Here is a 16630-nt window from a genome sequence, read left to right on the forward strand (position 1 = left end):
AATCCATACATGTAAGAACTACGCTTTCCAGGAGGCAGCATGCAACTGACCATCGACCACGAAACCGTGTACCGCTACGACGATATCGTCAGCCACAGCACCCAGTACCTGCGCCTGACCCCACCGGACAGCGGCCACCAGCGCATCCTGTCATGGCAGCTGGAGCTGCCGGTAGCCGCCAGCGAAAGCACCGATGCCTACGGCAACATCCTGCACGTGCTCACCCTGGACACGCCGCACAGCGAGATTCGCCTGCGCGCCCACGGCGTGGTGGAAACCAGCGACGACTGGGCGGACGAGGACGAGGCGCTGCCGCCGCCGGTGTTCCTGCGCGGCAGCGCGCTGACCGAGCCGGACGACGCCATCCGCGCACTGGCAGCCGGTCACGCCAATGCCATTGCGGCCAACCCTGAAGCCGGCCTCGCCGCGCTGATGCTGGCGATAGCCGATGCCATGCCCTACACCAGCGGCGTCACCGTGGCGGAAACCACTGCCGCGCAGGCCTTGGCACTGGGCGCCGGCGTATGCCAGGACCACAGCCACGTGTTCATCGCCGCCTGCCGCAGCCTGGGGCTGCCGGCACGCTATGTCAGCGGCTACCTGCTGAGCGACCGCGACACCCACGTCGCCAGCCACGCCTGGGCCGAGGTGCATGCCGCGGGCTGCTGGCTGGGCTTCGACATCAGCAACCGCATGCGGCCGGACCGCCACCACCTGAAGCTGGCGGTGGGCCTGGACTACAGCGATGCCAGCCCGGTGCGCGGCGTGCGCCGGGGCGGCGGCAGCGAGGCGCTGCAGGCGCATGCACGGGTAACGGAGGCAGACCAGCAATGACTTACTGTGTCGGCATGGTGCTGGATGAGGGGCTGATCTTCGCATCGGATTCGCGCACCAACGCGGGGGTGGACCACGTGGCCACCTTCCGCAAGATGAACGTGATCGCGGTGCCGGGCGAGCGGCAGATTGTGCTGCTGAACGCCGGCAACCTGGCCACCACCCAGAGCGTGGTGAGCCTGCTGAAAAGCCGGCTCAGCCACGATGCGGCCAACCTGCACACGGTCAGCAGCCTGTACCAGGCGGCGGAGCTGGTTGGCAGCACGGTGCGCGAGGTGATCGCCCGCGACGGCGACGGCCAGACCCAGTCGCAGGGCGTGGACTACGGCTGCAGCTTCCTGGTGGGTGGGCAGATCCAGGGCGAGCCGCCGCGGCTGTTCCAGGTCTACCCACAGGGCAATTTCATCGAGGCCACGCCGGACACCCCCTACTTGCAGATCGGCGAGGCCAAGTACGGCAAGCCCATCCTCGACCGGGTGATCCGCCACGACACGCCGCTGGCGCAGGCCATCAAGTGCACGCTGATCTCGTTCGACTCCACCATCCGCTCCAACCTGTCGGTGGGGCTGCCGATTGATCTCTTGTGGCAGCAGCGTGACGATTTCGACTTCGCGCCGCGCCACCGCGTCACCGAGGACGACCCGTATTTCCTGCAATTGCGCCAGGGCTGGGGCGAAGGGCTGCGCCAGGTGTTCGGCCAGCTGCCGGACGCGTTGTGGTTCAGGGACGGCGACGGCGAGACGTAGAACCGTGCCACCGGCTCAAGACGCCAGCGACAGGCTGGCAAACAGCGGCAGGTGATCGGACAGGTGCGACCAGGGTTGGCCGCGACACACCGCCACCTGGTGGACGCGCAGGCCGCGCACGTAGATGCGGTCCAGCGGCAGCAGCGGCAGCCGCGCCGGGAAGCTACGCGCGTGCTGGCCCTGCTGCTGCACGAACACCTCCTGCAGGCCGCAGCCGCGCCCCAGCCAGCTGTCGGCCTCGCCGCGCCAGTCGTTGAAATCGCCGGCCAGGATCAGCGGCATGCCGGCCGGAATGTGCTGCTGGATGTAGTGCTGCAGCGTCAGGTACTGGCGGCGGCGGTCGCGCGCCAGCAAGTTAAGGTGGGCGCAGAGGCAGGCTACCGCTTGCGGCCAACCTTGCGGCCGGATCACGGTGTGCAGGATACCGCGCCGCTCCAGCCGGTTGACCGAGATATCCTGATTGGCGGCCAGCTGCTGCGGAAAACGTGACAACACCGCATTGCCGTGGTGGCCGTGGTCGTAGCGCGCGTTCATGCCGTAACTGGCGGAATGGGATAGCGCCGAGGCCAGGAAGTCGTGCTGCGGCCAGCCGGCATGGTGCTGCTCGCGCCCGACATGACGCCCCTGTACCTCCTGCAGGAACAGCACGTCGGCGGACAGCTGCTGCAACGCGCTGGCGATCTCCTGCATGTGGGAACGGCGGTTGAGCGGCGACATCCCCTTGTGCAGATTGAAGGTCACCACGCTTAGACGCTTGCTTGACACGAGGCCTGCTCCTCCAGCCAGGCGGCGACCGCCGCACGTGCTGTATCGAACTGCTGCCACAGGGCCGGGATCGCCGCCAACTCGGCGGCGCGTCCCGCTTTTTCCAGTGCTTCGGCCGCATCGCCGAGCGCCATGGCGCCGACCATGCGGCTGGCGCCCTTGATCCTATGCGCCGACCAGGCGATCTGCGCGGCGTCGCCGACGGCCACCGCCCGCTCCAGGGCGGCGACATCCTCGTCGTTGCCCTGCATGTACTCGTCCAAGATCGCCTGCTCCACCGACCAGTCTCCGCCGCTGTACACCGCCAGCGCCTGGCGGTCTATCGCCTCCGGCGCGGCCGCGACCACCACCTCTGCCACCGGTACGGGTACGGTCGGCAGGGCAACGTCGCCCAGCCACTTGTGCAGCATGTCCTTCAGCGCCGCCAGCCCCAGCGGTTTGCTGAGGAAATCGTCCATGCCGGCGGCACGGGTCTTGTCCAGCTCTTCCTTCGCCACGTTGGCGGTGCAGGCGACGATCGGCACCGGCACGCGCCCCTGGGCCATCTCCTGGCTGCGGATCGCCTGCGCCAGCGCGTAACCGTCCATCTGCGGCATGTGGCAATCGGTCAGCACCAGCGAGAAGGCCTGCTGCTGCCACAGGCTCAGCGCCATCAGCCCGTCCACGGCGGCCACCACCGGGTAGCCGAGCAGCTCGAACTGCTTGACGGTCAGCTTGCGGTTGATTGAATTGTCTTCCACAAACAGCACCGGCGCCATGTCGCGCATCAAACCCGCGCCCGCAGCCACGATGGCGGCGTGATCCAGCTCGCTCGCCTGCGGCAGTTCGGCGGCGTCACACAAGGGGAAACGGATCTCCAGCGAGGCGACGGTGCCGCGCCCCGGCTCGCTCTCCATCGCCACCACCCCGCCCATCAGCCCGGACAGGCGCCGGCAGATGGCCAGCCCGAGGCCGGTGCCGCCGAAGCGGCGCGCGGTGCTGCTTTCCGCCTGGGTGAACGGCTCGAACAGCCGTGCCAGCTGCTGGCGGTCGATGCCGATGCCGGTGTCGGCCACCTCGAAGCGCAGCCACTGCTCGCCGGCGCTCGTCTCCAGACAGCGCACGCGCAGCGTCACCTGCCCCTGCTGCGTGAACTTGAGCGCATTGCTGCAGAAGTTCTGCAGGATCTGGCGCAGGCGCAGCGGATCGAAGCGCAGCGCCGGTGCCACCCGCTCGTCGATGTCCAGCAGGAACCACAGCTGCTTGCGCTGCGCCAGCTCCGCGTACAGGTGGTGCACGCGCTGCATCAGCACGCGCACCGACGCCGGCTCGGGGAGGATCTCCAGCCTGCCGGCCTCGATCTTGGAAAAATCCAGGATGTCGTCGATCAGGCGCAGCAGGGTGTGCGCCGATTCCTGCACCGTGTCCACCGCGTCGCGCTGCGCCTCGTCCAGCGTCGTCAGCGACAGCAGCTCCAGCATGCCCAGCACACCGTTCATCGGCGTACGGATCTCGTGGCTCATCGCGGCCAGGAAGGCGCTCTTGGCGCGGCTGGCGGCGTTGGCCGCATCGCGTGCACGTAGCACGGTCTCCTCCGCCTCGCGCCGGGCGGTGATATCGAAGCAGGCGAGGATCACGCCGTCCGCGGCCATGCCGGGAAACAGCAGCTGGCCGGCGAACAGCACCCAGATCGGCTTGCCGCTGGCCTGCATGCATTCGATTTCGAGGCTGAGGTGATGGTCGTCGCGGCGCACCTGCTCCAGCCCGTCATGCAGCTGCCGCCACGCCTCGTCGCTGCCAAGCAGCTCGCGCAGCGGCACGCCCTGCAGCCCGCTCTCGCGGGTGCCGAACAGCGCCTCGCCGGCACGGTTGACGCGTACGATGCGGTCGTGATTGTCCAGCCGCATCAGCCCGACCGGCGACGCACTGTAGATCGCCTCTTCCAGCTGCAGCACTTCGCGCAGCTCGCGCTCGCTGGCTCGGCGGCGGTCTTCCTCGGCGTAAAAGCTGACGATGCTGCCGCAGGCACCGAGCAGCGGCTGCAGCGCCTGGTAGTGCGCGTCGGCAATCGATTCGATGGCGATGCCGGCCACCATCACCGTGCGGCTGTCGATCTGGATCGGCAGGAAGGTCCAGCCGTCTTCGGCAATGATCTGCTGCCGCTGCCCCTGCTGTATCGCCTCCGCCAGCGGCAGCTGGCGGAAGCGTGCCACCCATGGCGGCTCTTGGCCGTTGCCCAGCCGCGCCTGGATGCGGAACGACGCCAACTTGTCGTGCGCTGTTTCCAGCGACAACACCAGGCCCGCGGCGACGCCGAAGTAGTCCAGCAGGATGCGCAGCACCTCGCGGAATACCGTCTGCCGCGGGCTGCGGGCGAACAGCAGGCTCTCCACGCGCTGGATCGCCGACAACAGCTGCATGCTGCGCGCCAGCGACTGCTCGGCGATGGTGCGCTGGTGCTCGTCGCGGATGATCAGCAGCCGGCGGCTGTGGCGGCCGTCGCGGCCGTCCACCAGCGGGCTGACGGTAATCGCGGCAAAGAAACGGCTGCCATCGTGCCGACGGCCGCTGCCGGCACGCGACACGTCGAAGCGGGCCTCATCGTCCAGCCAGTCGGCGTCGGCGCCGTCGACGCGGATGATGTCGTCCAGCGCCAGGTCCTGCAACGCCACCAGCGGCAGACCGAACATTCTCTCGGCGCCGTAGTTGGCGACCTCGATGCGGTGGCTGGCGTTGACGGTCAGGATCGCGTCCGCCGCTGCGTCCAGCACCCGCTGCATGCGCTGCAGCGGGCGCAGGATGCGGTAGCGCATGCGCAGCAGCAGGTAGGCATACAGCAAGAGCGCCAGCACGGCGAAGGAGATGTTCAGCGCCAGACTTTGCGCGTAGCGCTGCTGCTGCTCGTCGACACGGTTGGCCGCGGCGCGGGTCAGCTCGGCAAAAAAGATGCCCAGATTGCGATCGACCTGCTGCGCGGCCTTCTTGTACTCGTGCGCCGTGACCGGCACGGCGCGCTCCTGCTCCAGCGCCAGCAACTGGCGGTCGGTGCGCTGGTGCAGCTGCCAGGTCTGGGTCGCCAGCGCCGCCAGCTGCCGGCGCAGCACGGCATCGCCGAGATAGGCTGCGTTGTAGCGCAAGGACTCCAGCAGCAGCAAGGCGCGCTCACGACTGCGCACCAGCTCGTACTCGTCGGTGGAATTGAGCTTGCGCGCCAGCTGCGCACGGAGGATCAGCGCATTGCTTTCCTGTTCCAGCGAACGGCTCAGCTGCCACAGCTGGTACTTGGTTTCCGCCAGCCGGTTGAGACGGTCGTCGGCACCGTCGGACAGCAGGAAGGCGTCCAGCCGCAGCACCCTGTCGATGGCGTCCTGCCAGGTGCCCATCGACAGCTTCCAGCCGAAGATCGCGTTCTCGTCGAACAGCACCGGCCGCCGCGCCAGCACCGTGTCCACTTCCTGCCGCCGCTGGCGCAGATGCGGCAACCGCTGCTGCAATTGCAGCAGCGCGGCATTGCTGTCCTCGGCCAGCGGCTGTGTCAGCCGCCGCAGCGCGATCTGCAGGCGCTGGTCGGTGGCACTGCGCGCCTGCTGCAGCTCGGCGCTTTCGCGGTGGCTGGCCGGCCGTGTTAGCGCCAGCAGGCCGAGCTGCAGCCGGTTCTCGCGGTTGATGGCCGAGGCCAGCAGGAAGATGTCAAGGTTGGCCGCATTGAGCGTGGCGTGCTGGCTGGCCTGGCGGTAGTTGAACACGCCGGAGCGGATCAGCAGGCCGGAGGCCACCAGCTGCAGCGAGCCGAGTATCACCACGATCAGGATCACCGCCTGGCCGATGCCGGCGGTTTGCTGCTGCAGCTGGCCTTGCTTGCTCATGGCGGACCTCGCGTGGCTCAGGCGGTCGGAGATGGTGGAGGAAGGTCGCTGTCCGGCTCGCAGCTGATCTCGATCGCCTCGACGCCGAAGCGCTCCGGAAACTGCCGCAACACGCGTAGCTGCGTCCTGGTGATCTCGCTGCCGCGTAGCAACAGCAGTTGCCCGGTCTTGTTGTATAGATCACGCGCCAGCCGGCTTCCCGGCTTCACCGCGTCCAGGCCGAGGCGTTGCATCGGCCTCTCGTCCTCGTCCAGCAGCAAGGACGCCTGCGTCACCAGTTCGCCAAACACGTGGCGGTCGAAGGCGGTGCCGGTGGCGACCTTGTAGTAGGAGAACGGGTCGATGTCCGGGCGCGGCCGCGTCAGCGCCAGGCACAGGGTTTTTTCCATGTCGACCGGCTTGGGCGGCTTGATGATGAAGCCGTCGGCGTGCAGCTGCGCGGCGATGACGATATTGCTCTTTTCCGGATGGCCGGACAGGAACACGAACGGCAGATTGGGCGGATTGCTGGTCCGGCCGCAGCGCAGGTCTTTCAGCACGTCGAGGCCGTTCATCGGCTCCATCTGCACGTCGCACAGCACGATGTCGATCGGCTTGGCTTCCAGCGTGCGCTTGGCGAAGGAACCGTCCACCGCCTGCGACAGGTTTTCCGGTGCAAAGCCCATGGTGCGCAGCGCCTGCGCCACCAGGGTGCGCACCAGCATCTGGTCATCGACGATCAGTGCGCGCAGCCGGGAGAAGTCAAAAGTCATGACTCGGCCCTGCCTTTATCTTGAATGGGTACACTTCATGATGGCGAGTCGCGGCAAAAGCGGCAAGGTTTTAATGAAAATCACTTGAAAATAGCATGGTTATTTTCAGCTTTCCCCAGCCGGCGCCAGCCTTTGCCCCAGCGTGCGGATCGCCGCGGCATTGGACGGCGAGAACACCTTGTCGGCCGCCTGCTGCCACGGTAGCCAGCACCAGGCCAGATGCTCGGCGGCGGCCAGCTGCACCGCACACGGTGCCGGCAGCTGCAGGCTGAACACGTGCTCGGTGTTGTGCGTGACCCCCGGCGCGTAGCGATGGCGCCAGTGCGGGTAGATCTCGTACACGTTCTGCTGTTGCCAGTCGCTCAGCACAAGGTTGGCCGCATCGATGCCGGTTTCCTCGAACACCTCGCGCACGGCGGTGTCGCGCAGGCACTCGTCGCCTTCGCGGCTGCCGGTCACCGATTGCCAGAAGCCGGGACGGTCGGCGCGTTCGATCAGCAATACCTGGCCGTCGGCGCTGTGGATCACCACCAGCACCGAAACCGGCTGTTTCGGCGCCTTGCTCATGGCTTGCCCGCCGTGCCGGCGAGGCTAGCGATCAGCCCGGCCAGCTCCACCGCCGACTTGACGCCCATCTTGTCGAATACCCGCGCGCGGTGCACTTCCACCGTCTTCATGCTGATGTGTAGCGCCTCGGCGATCTGCTTGTTGAGCAGGCCGGCCAGCACCAGCTGCATCACTTCCTTTTCGCGTTCGGTCAGTGTCGCCAGCGTCTGGTGCAGCCGCGATTCGCGCTGGTGCTGCTCGCGCGCGACGCGGTCCTGCTGCAGGCAGTGCTCGACCTGCGCCAGCAGACGCTGGTCGTCGAACGGTTTTTCCAGGAAGTCGACCACCCCCAGCTTGAACGCCGCCACCGCGTGCGGCACGTCGCCATGGCCGGTCAGCATCACCACCGGCGGGCAGTACGGCCATGCGGCCAAGGTTTGCAGCAGCACGATGCCGCTCATGCCGGACAGGCGCAAATCGACAATCAGGCAGTTGAACGCGGCATTGTCCGGCGCGGCGAGAAAAGCCTCGGCACTGTCGAAACCGGTGACGCGCAGGGTGTCGCTTTCCAGCAGCCACAGCAACGACTGCCGTACGGCGGCATCATCATCAATGACGGCAAGGGACTGACTGATCATGCACTGGCCTCGACCGGTGGCGTGGCCACCGCCTGGTTGACGACCCGCAGCTCGCGCTGCGGATACGGGATCTGGATATGGTGCTGCTTGAACAGGTGCCAGATGCGCAGGTTGATCTCGGAGCGCAGGCCGGCGATGCCGTTTTCTGGATCCTTCACCCACAGCCCGATTTCCATATTGACGCCGGAATCGGCAAAGGCGGTGACAAAGGCGTTGGGCGCCGGATCGCTCATCACCCGCGGGTGGGTCGCGGCCTCGCGCAGCAGGCGCTGCGCCAGCTCCAGATCGGTATCGTAGGCGACCTGGATCGGCATGCTGATCCAGATCTGCTTGTCGGTATAGGACTGGTTGATCACAGTGTTGGCGATCAGCGCCTCGTTCGGCACCAGCACCTCGCTACCGTCCAGCCCCTTCAGCACCACGTAGCGCGCGGTGATCTTGCTGACGTAGCCGACGCGGCCGTCGACCATCAGCCGGTCGCCGATGCGGATGGAGCGGTCGAGCAGGATGATGAAGCCGGACACGTAGTTGCTGGCGATCTTCTGTAGGCCGAAGCCGAGGCCGACACCCAGCGCGCCGCCGAACACAGACAGCACGGTGAGGTCGATGCCGACGATGGGGAGCGCCACCAGCACCGCACCGATGATCAGCAGCGTGCGCGCCAGCTTGCTGATCACGAAGCGCAGGTTCATGTCGATGTCGCCGAGCTTCATCACCCGCTTCTCGATCAGCTTGCTGACCCACAGCGCACCGACCAGAATCACCGACACCCACAGCAGCGCCGACAGGATCATCAGCAGGTTCAGCTCGTTCTTGCCGACGCGGAAGTGCACCGACTCCAGCCACTGCAGCAGCAGCTGGTCGATGCCGGTCACCCACGCGGCAAAAGTCAGCCACAGCAGCATCGCCAGCAGGTGTTCGGAGTGGCGCTCCACCTTGCCCTCCGGCAGCGCGTGACGCACGATGGCGGTCAGCACCCGGATCAGCGACAGCCAGAACAGCAGCGTCGCCGACAACAGCAGGATCACCGACGACTGTCCCTGCAGCAGCTGCCAGACCAGCGCCAGCGCCTGGGTCAGCAGCTGCGCCGACAGCGGATACACCAGCCGGTACAGCAGGTACTTGCCGAACGACCACTCCTGCGCCGGTGCGGCCTGGAAGTAGCGGCGGTACAGCTGCCGCGCCCACAGCCAGGCGCACAGCAGCGCGGCGACGCCGACCAGCAGCTCCTGCCAGCCGGTTTCGCCCTGGATCACCTGGCCCAGCCGGTGCAGGGTCACCCCCGGCGTCCAGCCGTCCAGCATGTCGCTCACGGTATTGATCATGTTTCGTGCTCAAGGTTGGCCGCAACGCTCAGGCCCTGCGGCGTCAGGGTCAGCACCTTGCCGACGCGCTGTGCCAGTTCGTGGTCGTGGGTGACGATGATCAGGCTGGTGCCCAGCGTGCGGTTCAGCTCCAGCATCAGCTCGAACACCGCCTCGGCATTGGCGCGGTCCAGGTTGCCGGTCGGCTCGTCGGCCAGCAGGCAGGCCGGATTGGTCACCAGCGCGCGCGCCATCGCCGCGCGCTGCCGCTCGCCGCCGGACAGCTCGCCCGGCTTGTGCTGCAGCCGCGCGCCGAGCCCGACCCGCTCCAGCATCGCCTGCGCCGCCTGCGCCGCCTCGTGGCGCGGCGTGCGCCGGATCAGGAGCGGCATCATCACGTTTTCCAGCGCGCTGAATTCCGGCAGCAGGTGATGGAACTGGTAGACAAAGCCGAGGCTGCGGTTGCGCAGCTCGCCCAGCTTCTGCTCGGACAGGCTGCCGATCGCCTGCCCCATCAGCAGCACCTCGCCGCTGGTCGGGCGATCCAGCCCGCCCAGCAGGTGCAGCAGCGTGCTCTTGCCGGAGCCGGAGGCGCCGACGATGGCCAGGCGCTCGCCCCGCTGTACCGACAGGTTGATACCGGCGAGCACGCTGACGTCGAGCTCGCCTTCACGGTAGACACGCCCCAGATCGCGGCAGGACAGGACTTCACTCATAACGCAGCGCCTCCGCCGGGCGGGTACGCGCCGCGCGCCAGCTTGGATACAGCGTTGCCAGCAACGACAACACCAGGGAAATGACGGCGATGGTGACCACGTCCGACGGCTGCACCTGCGACGGCAGGTAGTCGATCAGGTACACCTCGCTGGACAGCAGGCGCATGCCGAGCACGCGCTCGATCGCCGGCAGGATCACGTCCAGGTTGAAGGCAATCAGCAGGCCGCCGGCGACGCCGCTGAGAGTGCCGAGCACGCCGGCCACCGAGCCCTGGATCATGAAGATCTGCATGATGCTGGCCGGGCTCGCGCCCAGCGTGCGCAGGATGGCGATGTCGGCCTGCTTGTCGGTGACCACCATCACCAGCGTCGACACCAGATTGAACGCCGCCACCGCCACGATCAGCGTCAGGATGATGAACATCATGCGTTTCTCGATCTGCACCGCGCGGAAGTAGTTGCTGTTCATGTCGGTCCAGTCGCTGGCCACCTGGTTGGCCGCCAGCTGCCCGTTCAGCAGCGCCTTGACCTGCGGCGCCTGCAGCGGATCGTCCAGTTTCAGCCGCACGCCGGACACGTCCTGCCCCATGCGGAACAGCACCTGCGCGTCGCGCAGGTGGATCATCGCCAGCGACGAGTCGTACTCGAACATGCCGATCTTGAACACGCCGGTCACGGTGAACTGCTTCAGGCGCGGCATCATGCCGGCGGGGGTGACATTGCCTTGCGGCGTGATCAGCGTCACCTTGTCGCCCACCTCCACGCCCAGCGCCCGTGCCAGCTCGAAACCGAGCAGGATGCCGAACTGGCCCGGCTGCAGGTCGGCCAGCTTGCCGCGCTGCATCTGCCGGCCGAGGTCAATAACCTTGTCTTCCTGCTGCGGCAGGATGCCGCGCACCATGGCACCGCGCACCGAGCCGCCACTGGACAACAGGCCCTGGGCATTGACGTAGGGCGCAGCGGCCAGTACGTGCGGCTGGCGCGCAAGCGTTGCGGCCAACGTTGGCCAGCCGGCGACGCGGCCGTCGTAGCTACCGACTTCGACGTGCGACACCACCGACAGCATGCGGCCGCGGATCTCCTGCTGGAAGCCGTTCATCACCGACAGCACCACGATCAGCGCGGCCACGCCCAGCGCGATGCCCAGCACCGACATCAGCGAGATGAAGGAGATAAAACCGTTACGACGCCGCGCGCGCAGGTAGCGCAGCCCGACAAACATCTCGAAAGGAAAAGACATCGATACCTTGCTCAGGATTGGGGGCTCAGGATTGGTAGGGATTTTCCAGACGCTGCATCATCTCGACCAGGAACGCACGCACCTGCCGTTCGTCGCAGCCCATCAGGATGGCGTCCTCGAACGCGTCCTGCGCCATCTGGCTCAGTTCCTGGAGATTCTCCGTCATCACCTTGATCTTCTCGGTGCAGGACACCACGCTGCCGTCCGGGGCATACCAGGTGGGAAGTTGCAAACTCATGACCGTTTTACCTTGCTGAAAAAGCCTGCAGCCCGCAATCCGGGCTGCAAGATAGAAAGGGAATGGATAGTCGCCATCCCGAAATGTTCCGTGCGCTCAGTCCGGTTTTTTCTTTTTGCGCGTGGTCTGTTCGCTTTTCTTGCGGCTGCTGCTCTTGCGCTCCGTCGTCTGCTTGCGCGCTTCCTGCTCGCGTGCCGCCTTGCGGCGCTCGGCGCGGGTACTGCTCTTGCCCTTCTTCTCCGTGACCGGCTTGTCGGCCACCTTCTTGCTGGCCGATTTTTTCTCGACAACCGTCTTCCCGGCCAATTTCTTCTCGGCTGGACTTCTGTCCGCTGACGACCTGTCGTTCGTCGCGCGCGCCGTTACCGGCTCTTTCCACTCGCTGCCGCCACGGTTTACCCGCCTGGCACCGTTGAAGCGCTGCGACCAGTAGCTGTTGGACATATTGGCCACCTCCACCGACTTGCCGGTGCGGGGCGAATGGATGAACTTGTTGCCGCCCAGATAGAGGCCGACGTGGGAATACTGGAAACCGCGCGTGTTATAAAACACCAGATCACCCGGTGCCAGCTCGTCGCGATCGATGACACGGCCGACGCGCGCCATCTCGGCCGAGGTGCGCGGCAGGTTGACGCGCAGGGACTTGCGGAACACGTACTGGATGAAACCGGAACAATCGAGGCCGGTTTCCGGGCTGCTGCCGCCAAAACGGTAGGCCACCCCCATCAGGCTCATCGCCTGCAGCAGCAGGTCACCCACGGCCTCTTCGCCTGGCGCGGCAAACTGGGCAATCGGATCGGCAAAAATACCCAGATTCGGCTTGTTGCCGGTGCCGGATTCCGGTTCGGCATGGGCAAACGACATAAATCCGGCCAAAATGATGGCAAACAGGTGAAGATGCAATTTCATAGGCTTGCACTGTAACGAAGCGATGCGGCACTGTAAAGCCGCCATAACGGGTCATAAAAGATGCTCAGAGAAACATTGATCGCCATGCGCGACCTGCCCCGCCTGCGCGAGATCAGCGCGGTGCTGTTCAAGCACGGACTGGGGGAATTCGTGCAGCGCTTGCGCCTGCCGGCAGCGGTGGAGAAGGCCGGCGAGTGGTTCAACCTGCGCCTGCCGGACAGCGCCGACGCCATTCCCGCGCCGATCCGCGTCCGCCTCGCCTTCGAGGAGCTGGGCCCCACCTTCATCAAGCTGGGCCAGATCCTGTCCACCCGCGTCGACATGTTCGCGCCGGAATGGATCAATGAATTCGAAAAGCTGCAAAATACCGTGCCGCCGATACCGGAGGCACAACTGGCGCCCTATCTGCAACAGGTACTGGGCCAGGCGCCGGAGACGCTGTTCGCCCGCTTCGACATGGCACCGATCGGCTCGGCCTCCATCGCGCAGGTGCACCGCGCCGCTCTGCACGACGGCAGCGAGGTGGTGGTCAAGCTGCGCCGCCCCGGCATCGTGCAGAAAGTCGATGCCGACTTGCGCATCCTGGAGCATCTGGCCCACCTGATCGAGCTGGAGTTCCCCGATGCACGCCGCTTTATGCCGTCCGACATCGTGGCCCAGTTTTCCCGCTCGCTGAAACGCGAGCTGGATCTGGCCGCCGAAGCCCGCAATATGGAGCGCTTTGCCCGCGATTTTGCCGAGGACCCCTATATCCGCATCCCCAGGGTGTACTGGGAATACACCCGCGCCGACGTCAATGTGCAGGACTTCATCGACGGTTTCAGCGCCTCGCCGGTCGGTGCGCTGCCGGCGGCAGGGCTGGATCCGTCTCTGCTGGCGCGCCGCGGCGCCGATGCGGTGCTGAAGATGATCCTGCTCAACGGCTACTTCCACGCCGACCCGCACCCCGGCAACGTCATCTTCCTGCCGGAAGACCGCATCGCCTTCATCGACTTCGGCATGGTTGGCCGCCTGTCGCACCGGCGCCGCGACGAGATCGTCGATCTGCTGGCGGCGATGGCGCAGCGCGACGAACACGCGATGATGGGGGTGCTGATAGGCTGGACCGGCAGCGTGCCGGTGGACGAGGAACAGTTTGCCGAGGACATCGGCGAAATCTTCTTCCAGTACGACCACGTGATGCTGAAAGACCTCAACATGTCGCAGCTGATCAACGACGTGATGGCGCTGATCCGCAACCACGGCATCCTGCTGCCGGCGGACATGGCGATGCTGTTCAAGGCGCTGATCACGCTGGAGGGCCTGGGCCGGCAACTGGAGCCGCAATTCCAGCTGGTGGAACACCTCACCCCTTTCGTGCGCAAGCTGATTATCGAGCGCTACCGTCCGGAAGCGCTGCTCAAGCGCGGCCGCGAAACGCTGAACGACGGTTTCGCCATGCTGGCCAGCCTGCCGCGCGACATCATCCGCATCGGTCGCGACATCAAGCACGGCAAGTTCCGCATCAATCTCGACCTGAAGCGGTTGGAGCAGTTCGGCTACCAGCTGGACAAGAGTGTCAACCGGCTGACGATGGGCATCGTCACCGGCTGCCTGATCATCGGCTCCTCGATCGTGATGACGGTGGATGGCGGCCCGACGCTGTTCGGCCTGCCGCTGTTCGGCTTTCTCGGCTTCATGGTGGCCTTCTTCAACAGCATGTGGCTGATCTGGTCGATCTGGCTGGCCGGCAAGCAGCTCTAGCTCACCGCTTTGACATAAATGCAACGCCGGCGCCGGCCATGCAACTTTGAGTTGCATTTGCAAATGAGAATAAATATCATTGTTAAAAATACAGTGAAAGGTCTCATCATGAATGCAATGCTGGTCGGTGCCGATACGCTGGGCAATATCCCCGGCGTACTGGACAACTTCGGTATTTCCATCAACAAGCACCTCAGCGGGCGCAACAGCTCGCACCAGCGCAAGGTGGACCGCCTGCCGGCAGGCACCGACCTGCTGATCCTGTTCACCGACTTCCTCGGCCACAACGTGATGAAGCACTTCCGTCAGCTGGCCAACGAGGAAAACATCCGTTTCATCGCCTGCCGCCGCTCGGTGTGCTCGCTGAAGCAGTCGCTGCAGTGCGTCGGCCTGTCCGAGCGCTGCGCCAGCTGTCCCAACGCCTGCCACCGCAAGCACTGAGTCTGCCGCACACGCCAAACAAAACGCCCGGATCATGACGATCCGGGCGTTTTGCCATGGGAGGGAGCGTATCAGTCCGCTTTCAGCAAGGCCGACGGGTCGAAACCGACCCGGATTGCGCCCCAGTGCCGGCCACCGAGGCGGATCGGCAGGGCGATCTCGGACAGGATCTCGCCGGTATCGCGCATATAGGTCTGCAGCAGGAAGGGCTGGGTGTTCTTCGCCGACTTGATGCCGGTCGGGTCGTTGAAGATGCGCTTGTCGCGGCTGCCGACCAGATCCTTCTGCAGATCGCCGGTCGGCGGCTTGGAATAGAAGCTGTTGTGCGTCGGCGCATAGCCGTTGGTGTCGACCAGCAGGCAGAAACGGCCGCCGTTGGTCTTCTGCACCACCTGGTCGTAGACCTTCTGCACCGCCGGCGCCAGCTTGTCGTCGTAGGCGGTATGGTATTTCGCCGGATTGGAACCGGGAATCGGCTGGTAGCGCTGGTCAAAGACGTTGAGTCCTTCCGCCTGCGCCCGTTCCAGCATGCCCGCCAGTTCATCGCGGGCATGGCGGGCAACGGCAATTACCGCGTCCAGCTCGCCCTCGCCGATCACGAAGCGCGACACCAGCTCCTGCACCTGTTCGGCCGCCACCGACAGCTTCACCGACACGTCTTCCGACTGCGCCAGGTGCGTGGAGACCACCGTACTCAGGCCGTGGATTTCCGAGACATTGCGGTTGACCTGCAGATTGGTGCCGGCAAACAGCTCCATGGTGCCGGCGATTTCGGTCAGCCCGCTGGCCATGTTTTCAAAATCGCCCATCATGCGGCCGAAGTGCTGCGAGGACCGATTGACCACGTCCAGCGCCTGCGCGGTATCGCTATTGATGCGTGCGGTTGCTTCCTGCGTATGCGATACCAGATTGAGCATGCCGTCGATATTGCCGGAGATCTCGTCGGTCGCCACCCGCACCCGCTCCGCCAGCTTGCGCACCTCGTCGGCCACCACCGCAAAACCGCGACCGGATTCGCCGGCGCGTGCCGCCTCGATCGCCGCATTCAGCGCCAGCAGATTGGTCTGTTCCGAGATGTCCTTGATCAGGTCGACGATGGTCTTGATGCTGGCCGAGCGGTTGTTCAGCTCCACCACGGTGGTGTTGAAGGCGCCGACGCGGCCGCTGATCTCGTCGATCCGCGTCGCGGCGTCCTGCAGCTCGGCGTAGGACTCGCGCGCCATCGCGAGGTTGCCGACCGTAGTGGCCGAAATCGACTGCGTTTCGGCCGATACCTGGTTGATGCCGGCGGTAGTCTGATCGCTGGAGTCACGCACCTGGCTGGCCAGCTCCGCCTGCTGCTTGGCGCTGCTCAGCGACTCGCCGATGTTCTTGCGCGTGCGGGTGGAGTCCATGGCGATGCGGATGGTCATGATGCGCACATTGCTGATGATCTCGCGCATCTTCTTCAGGAATTCGTTATAGGACAGCGACAGGTCGCGGATCTCGTCGTAGGTGATGGTCGGGATCTCGCGCGACAGGTCGCCCTCGCCGGCGCCGATCTCGCGGAAGATGCCGATGATCATCTGCAATGGCCGCACGATCAGGAAGCGCAGATACCAGACCATGAAGGCGATAAACACCAGCGACACGCACCAGATGGCGAACGACCAGATCATGGTCTTGTCCAGCAGCGAGAAGATCTGCTGGCGGATCGGTTCGGTCAGCTCCTGGCCACCGACCAGTTGGCGGATGTCGTCCAGCGCCAGATAAACGTAGGCAATCAGGATCAACTGGAACAGGCTGATGAAGAAAAAGCTGCACAATTTCTTGGTCAGCGAATTCCAGAACGATTTTTCCATCAGGTAATAAGTCCGCCAGAACCAATTCATCCTTCGTCTCTCCTGTTGCTAGCTTGTGTGCTTGTCTGTGCT

At 65.3% G+C, this 16630-nt stretch carries 15 protein-coding genes; 4 read left to right on the forward strand and 11 right to left on the reverse strand.

Annotated elements, in window-relative coordinates; genetic code table 11:
- Positions 1-39 precede the first annotated feature (39 nt).
- Together PQU96_RS07270 and PQU96_RS07275 are read left to right on the forward strand one after the other, a co-directional pair.
- The gene (locus PQU96_RS07270; RefSeq protein WP_272771612.1) at positions 40-834 is read left to right on the forward strand and encodes a transglutaminase family protein; all 795 of its coding nucleotides are present in this window, start codon (positions 40-42) and stop codon (positions 832-834) included.
- The gene (locus tag PQU96_RS07275; RefSeq protein WP_272771613.1) at positions 831-1580 is read left to right on the forward strand and encodes a proteasome-type protease; all 750 of its coding nucleotides are present in this window, start codon (positions 831-833) and stop codon (positions 1578-1580) included. The genes PQU96_RS07270 and PQU96_RS07275 overlap by 4 nt, the downstream gene beginning before the upstream one ends.
- 15 nt (positions 1581-1595) lie before the next feature.
- Here the strand turns inward: PQU96_RS07275 and PQU96_RS07280 are convergent, their stop codons facing one another.
- The 10 genes from PQU96_RS07280 to PQU96_RS07325 all read right to left on the reverse strand — a co-directional run bounded on the left by PQU96_RS07280 (position 1596) and on the right by PQU96_RS07325 (position 12533).
- Positions 1596-2345 (reverse strand): endonuclease/exonuclease/phosphatase family protein, encoded by a 750-nt coding sequence (locus PQU96_RS07280; RefSeq protein ID WP_272771614.1) that lies wholly within the window; start codon positions 2343-2345, stop codon positions 1596-1598.
- Positions 2327-6190, reverse strand: coding sequence for a PAS domain-containing hybrid sensor histidine kinase/response regulator (locus PQU96_RS07285; protein WP_272771616.1), 3864 nt, complete (start codon positions 6188-6190; stop codon positions 2327-2329). Before PQU96_RS07285 ends, PQU96_RS07280 begins: the two co-directional genes overlap by 19 nt.
- A gap of 17 nt (positions 6191-6207) precedes the next feature.
- Positions 6208-6942: a response regulator gene (locus tag PQU96_RS07290; protein WP_272771617.1), complete on the reverse strand. Its 735-nt coding sequence runs from the start codon at positions 6940-6942 to the stop codon at positions 6208-6210.
- Between the two features lie 105 nt (positions 6943-7047).
- The gene (nudB, locus tag PQU96_RS07295; RefSeq protein ID WP_272771618.1) at positions 7048-7509 is read right to left on the reverse strand and encodes a dihydroneopterin triphosphate diphosphatase; all 462 of its coding nucleotides are present in this window, start codon (positions 7507-7509) and stop codon (positions 7048-7050) included.
- On the reverse strand, positions 7506-8126 hold the full coding sequence (locus PQU96_RS07300; RefSeq protein WP_272771619.1) for a response regulator transcription factor: 621 nt from the start codon (positions 8124-8126) through the stop codon (positions 7506-7508). Before PQU96_RS07300 ends, nudB begins: the two co-directional genes overlap by 4 nt.
- Positions 8123-9451, reverse strand: a complete 1329-nt coding sequence (locus PQU96_RS07305; protein WP_272771620.1) for a mechanosensitive ion channel family protein — start codon at positions 9449-9451, stop codon at positions 8123-8125. The genes PQU96_RS07300 and PQU96_RS07305 overlap by 4 nt, the downstream gene beginning before the upstream one ends.
- Positions 9448-10146 carry a lipoprotein-releasing ABC transporter ATP-binding protein LolD gene (gene lolD, locus PQU96_RS07310; protein WP_272771622.1) on the reverse strand — a complete coding sequence of 233 codons (699 nt, stop codon included), beginning with the start codon at positions 10144-10146 and terminating at the stop codon, positions 9448-9450. The genes PQU96_RS07305 and lolD overlap by 4 nt, the downstream gene beginning before the upstream one ends.
- The gene (locus PQU96_RS07315; protein WP_272771623.1) at positions 10139-11386 is read right to left on the reverse strand and encodes a lipoprotein-releasing ABC transporter permease subunit; all 1248 of its coding nucleotides are present in this window, start codon (positions 11384-11386) and stop codon (positions 10139-10141) included. Before PQU96_RS07315 ends, lolD begins: the two co-directional genes overlap by 8 nt.
- Before the next feature lie 25 nt (positions 11387-11411).
- Positions 11412-11624: a hypothetical protein gene (locus tag PQU96_RS07320; RefSeq protein ID WP_272771624.1), complete on the reverse strand. Its 213-nt coding sequence runs from the start codon at positions 11622-11624 to the stop codon at positions 11412-11414.
- A 96-nt stretch (positions 11625-11720) separates the two neighbouring features.
- On the reverse strand, positions 11721-12533 hold the full coding sequence (locus PQU96_RS07325; RefSeq protein ID WP_272771625.1) for a C40 family peptidase: 813 nt from the start codon (positions 12531-12533) through the stop codon (positions 11721-11723).
- Positions 12534-12617: 84 nt separating this feature from the next.
- On the opposite strand from PQU96_RS07325, the gene PQU96_RS07330 reads away from it, so the two are divergent.
- On the forward strand, positions 12618-14276 hold the full coding sequence (locus tag PQU96_RS07330) for an ABC1 kinase family protein (RefSeq protein WP_272771626.1): 1659 nt from the start codon (positions 12618-12620) through the stop codon (positions 14274-14276).
- 108 nt (positions 14277-14384) lie between these two features.
- On the forward strand, positions 14385-14717 hold the full coding sequence (locus tag PQU96_RS07335; protein ID WP_272771627.1) for a DUF2325 domain-containing protein: 333 nt from the start codon (positions 14385-14387) through the stop codon (positions 14715-14717).
- A 71-nt stretch (positions 14718-14788) separates the two neighbouring features.
- On the opposite strand, the gene PQU96_RS07340 is transcribed toward PQU96_RS07335, so the two are convergent.
- A complete protein-coding gene (locus tag PQU96_RS07340; protein ID WP_272771628.1) occupies positions 14789-16588 on the reverse strand; it encodes a methyl-accepting chemotaxis protein in 1800 nt (599 codons plus the stop codon).
- Between the last annotated feature and the right edge of the window lie 42 nt (positions 16589-16630).

The sequence above is a fragment of the Vogesella margarita genome (assembly GCF_028548475.1).
Taxonomy (GTDB): domain Bacteria; phylum Pseudomonadota; class Gammaproteobacteria; order Burkholderiales; family Chromobacteriaceae; genus Vogesella; species Vogesella margarita.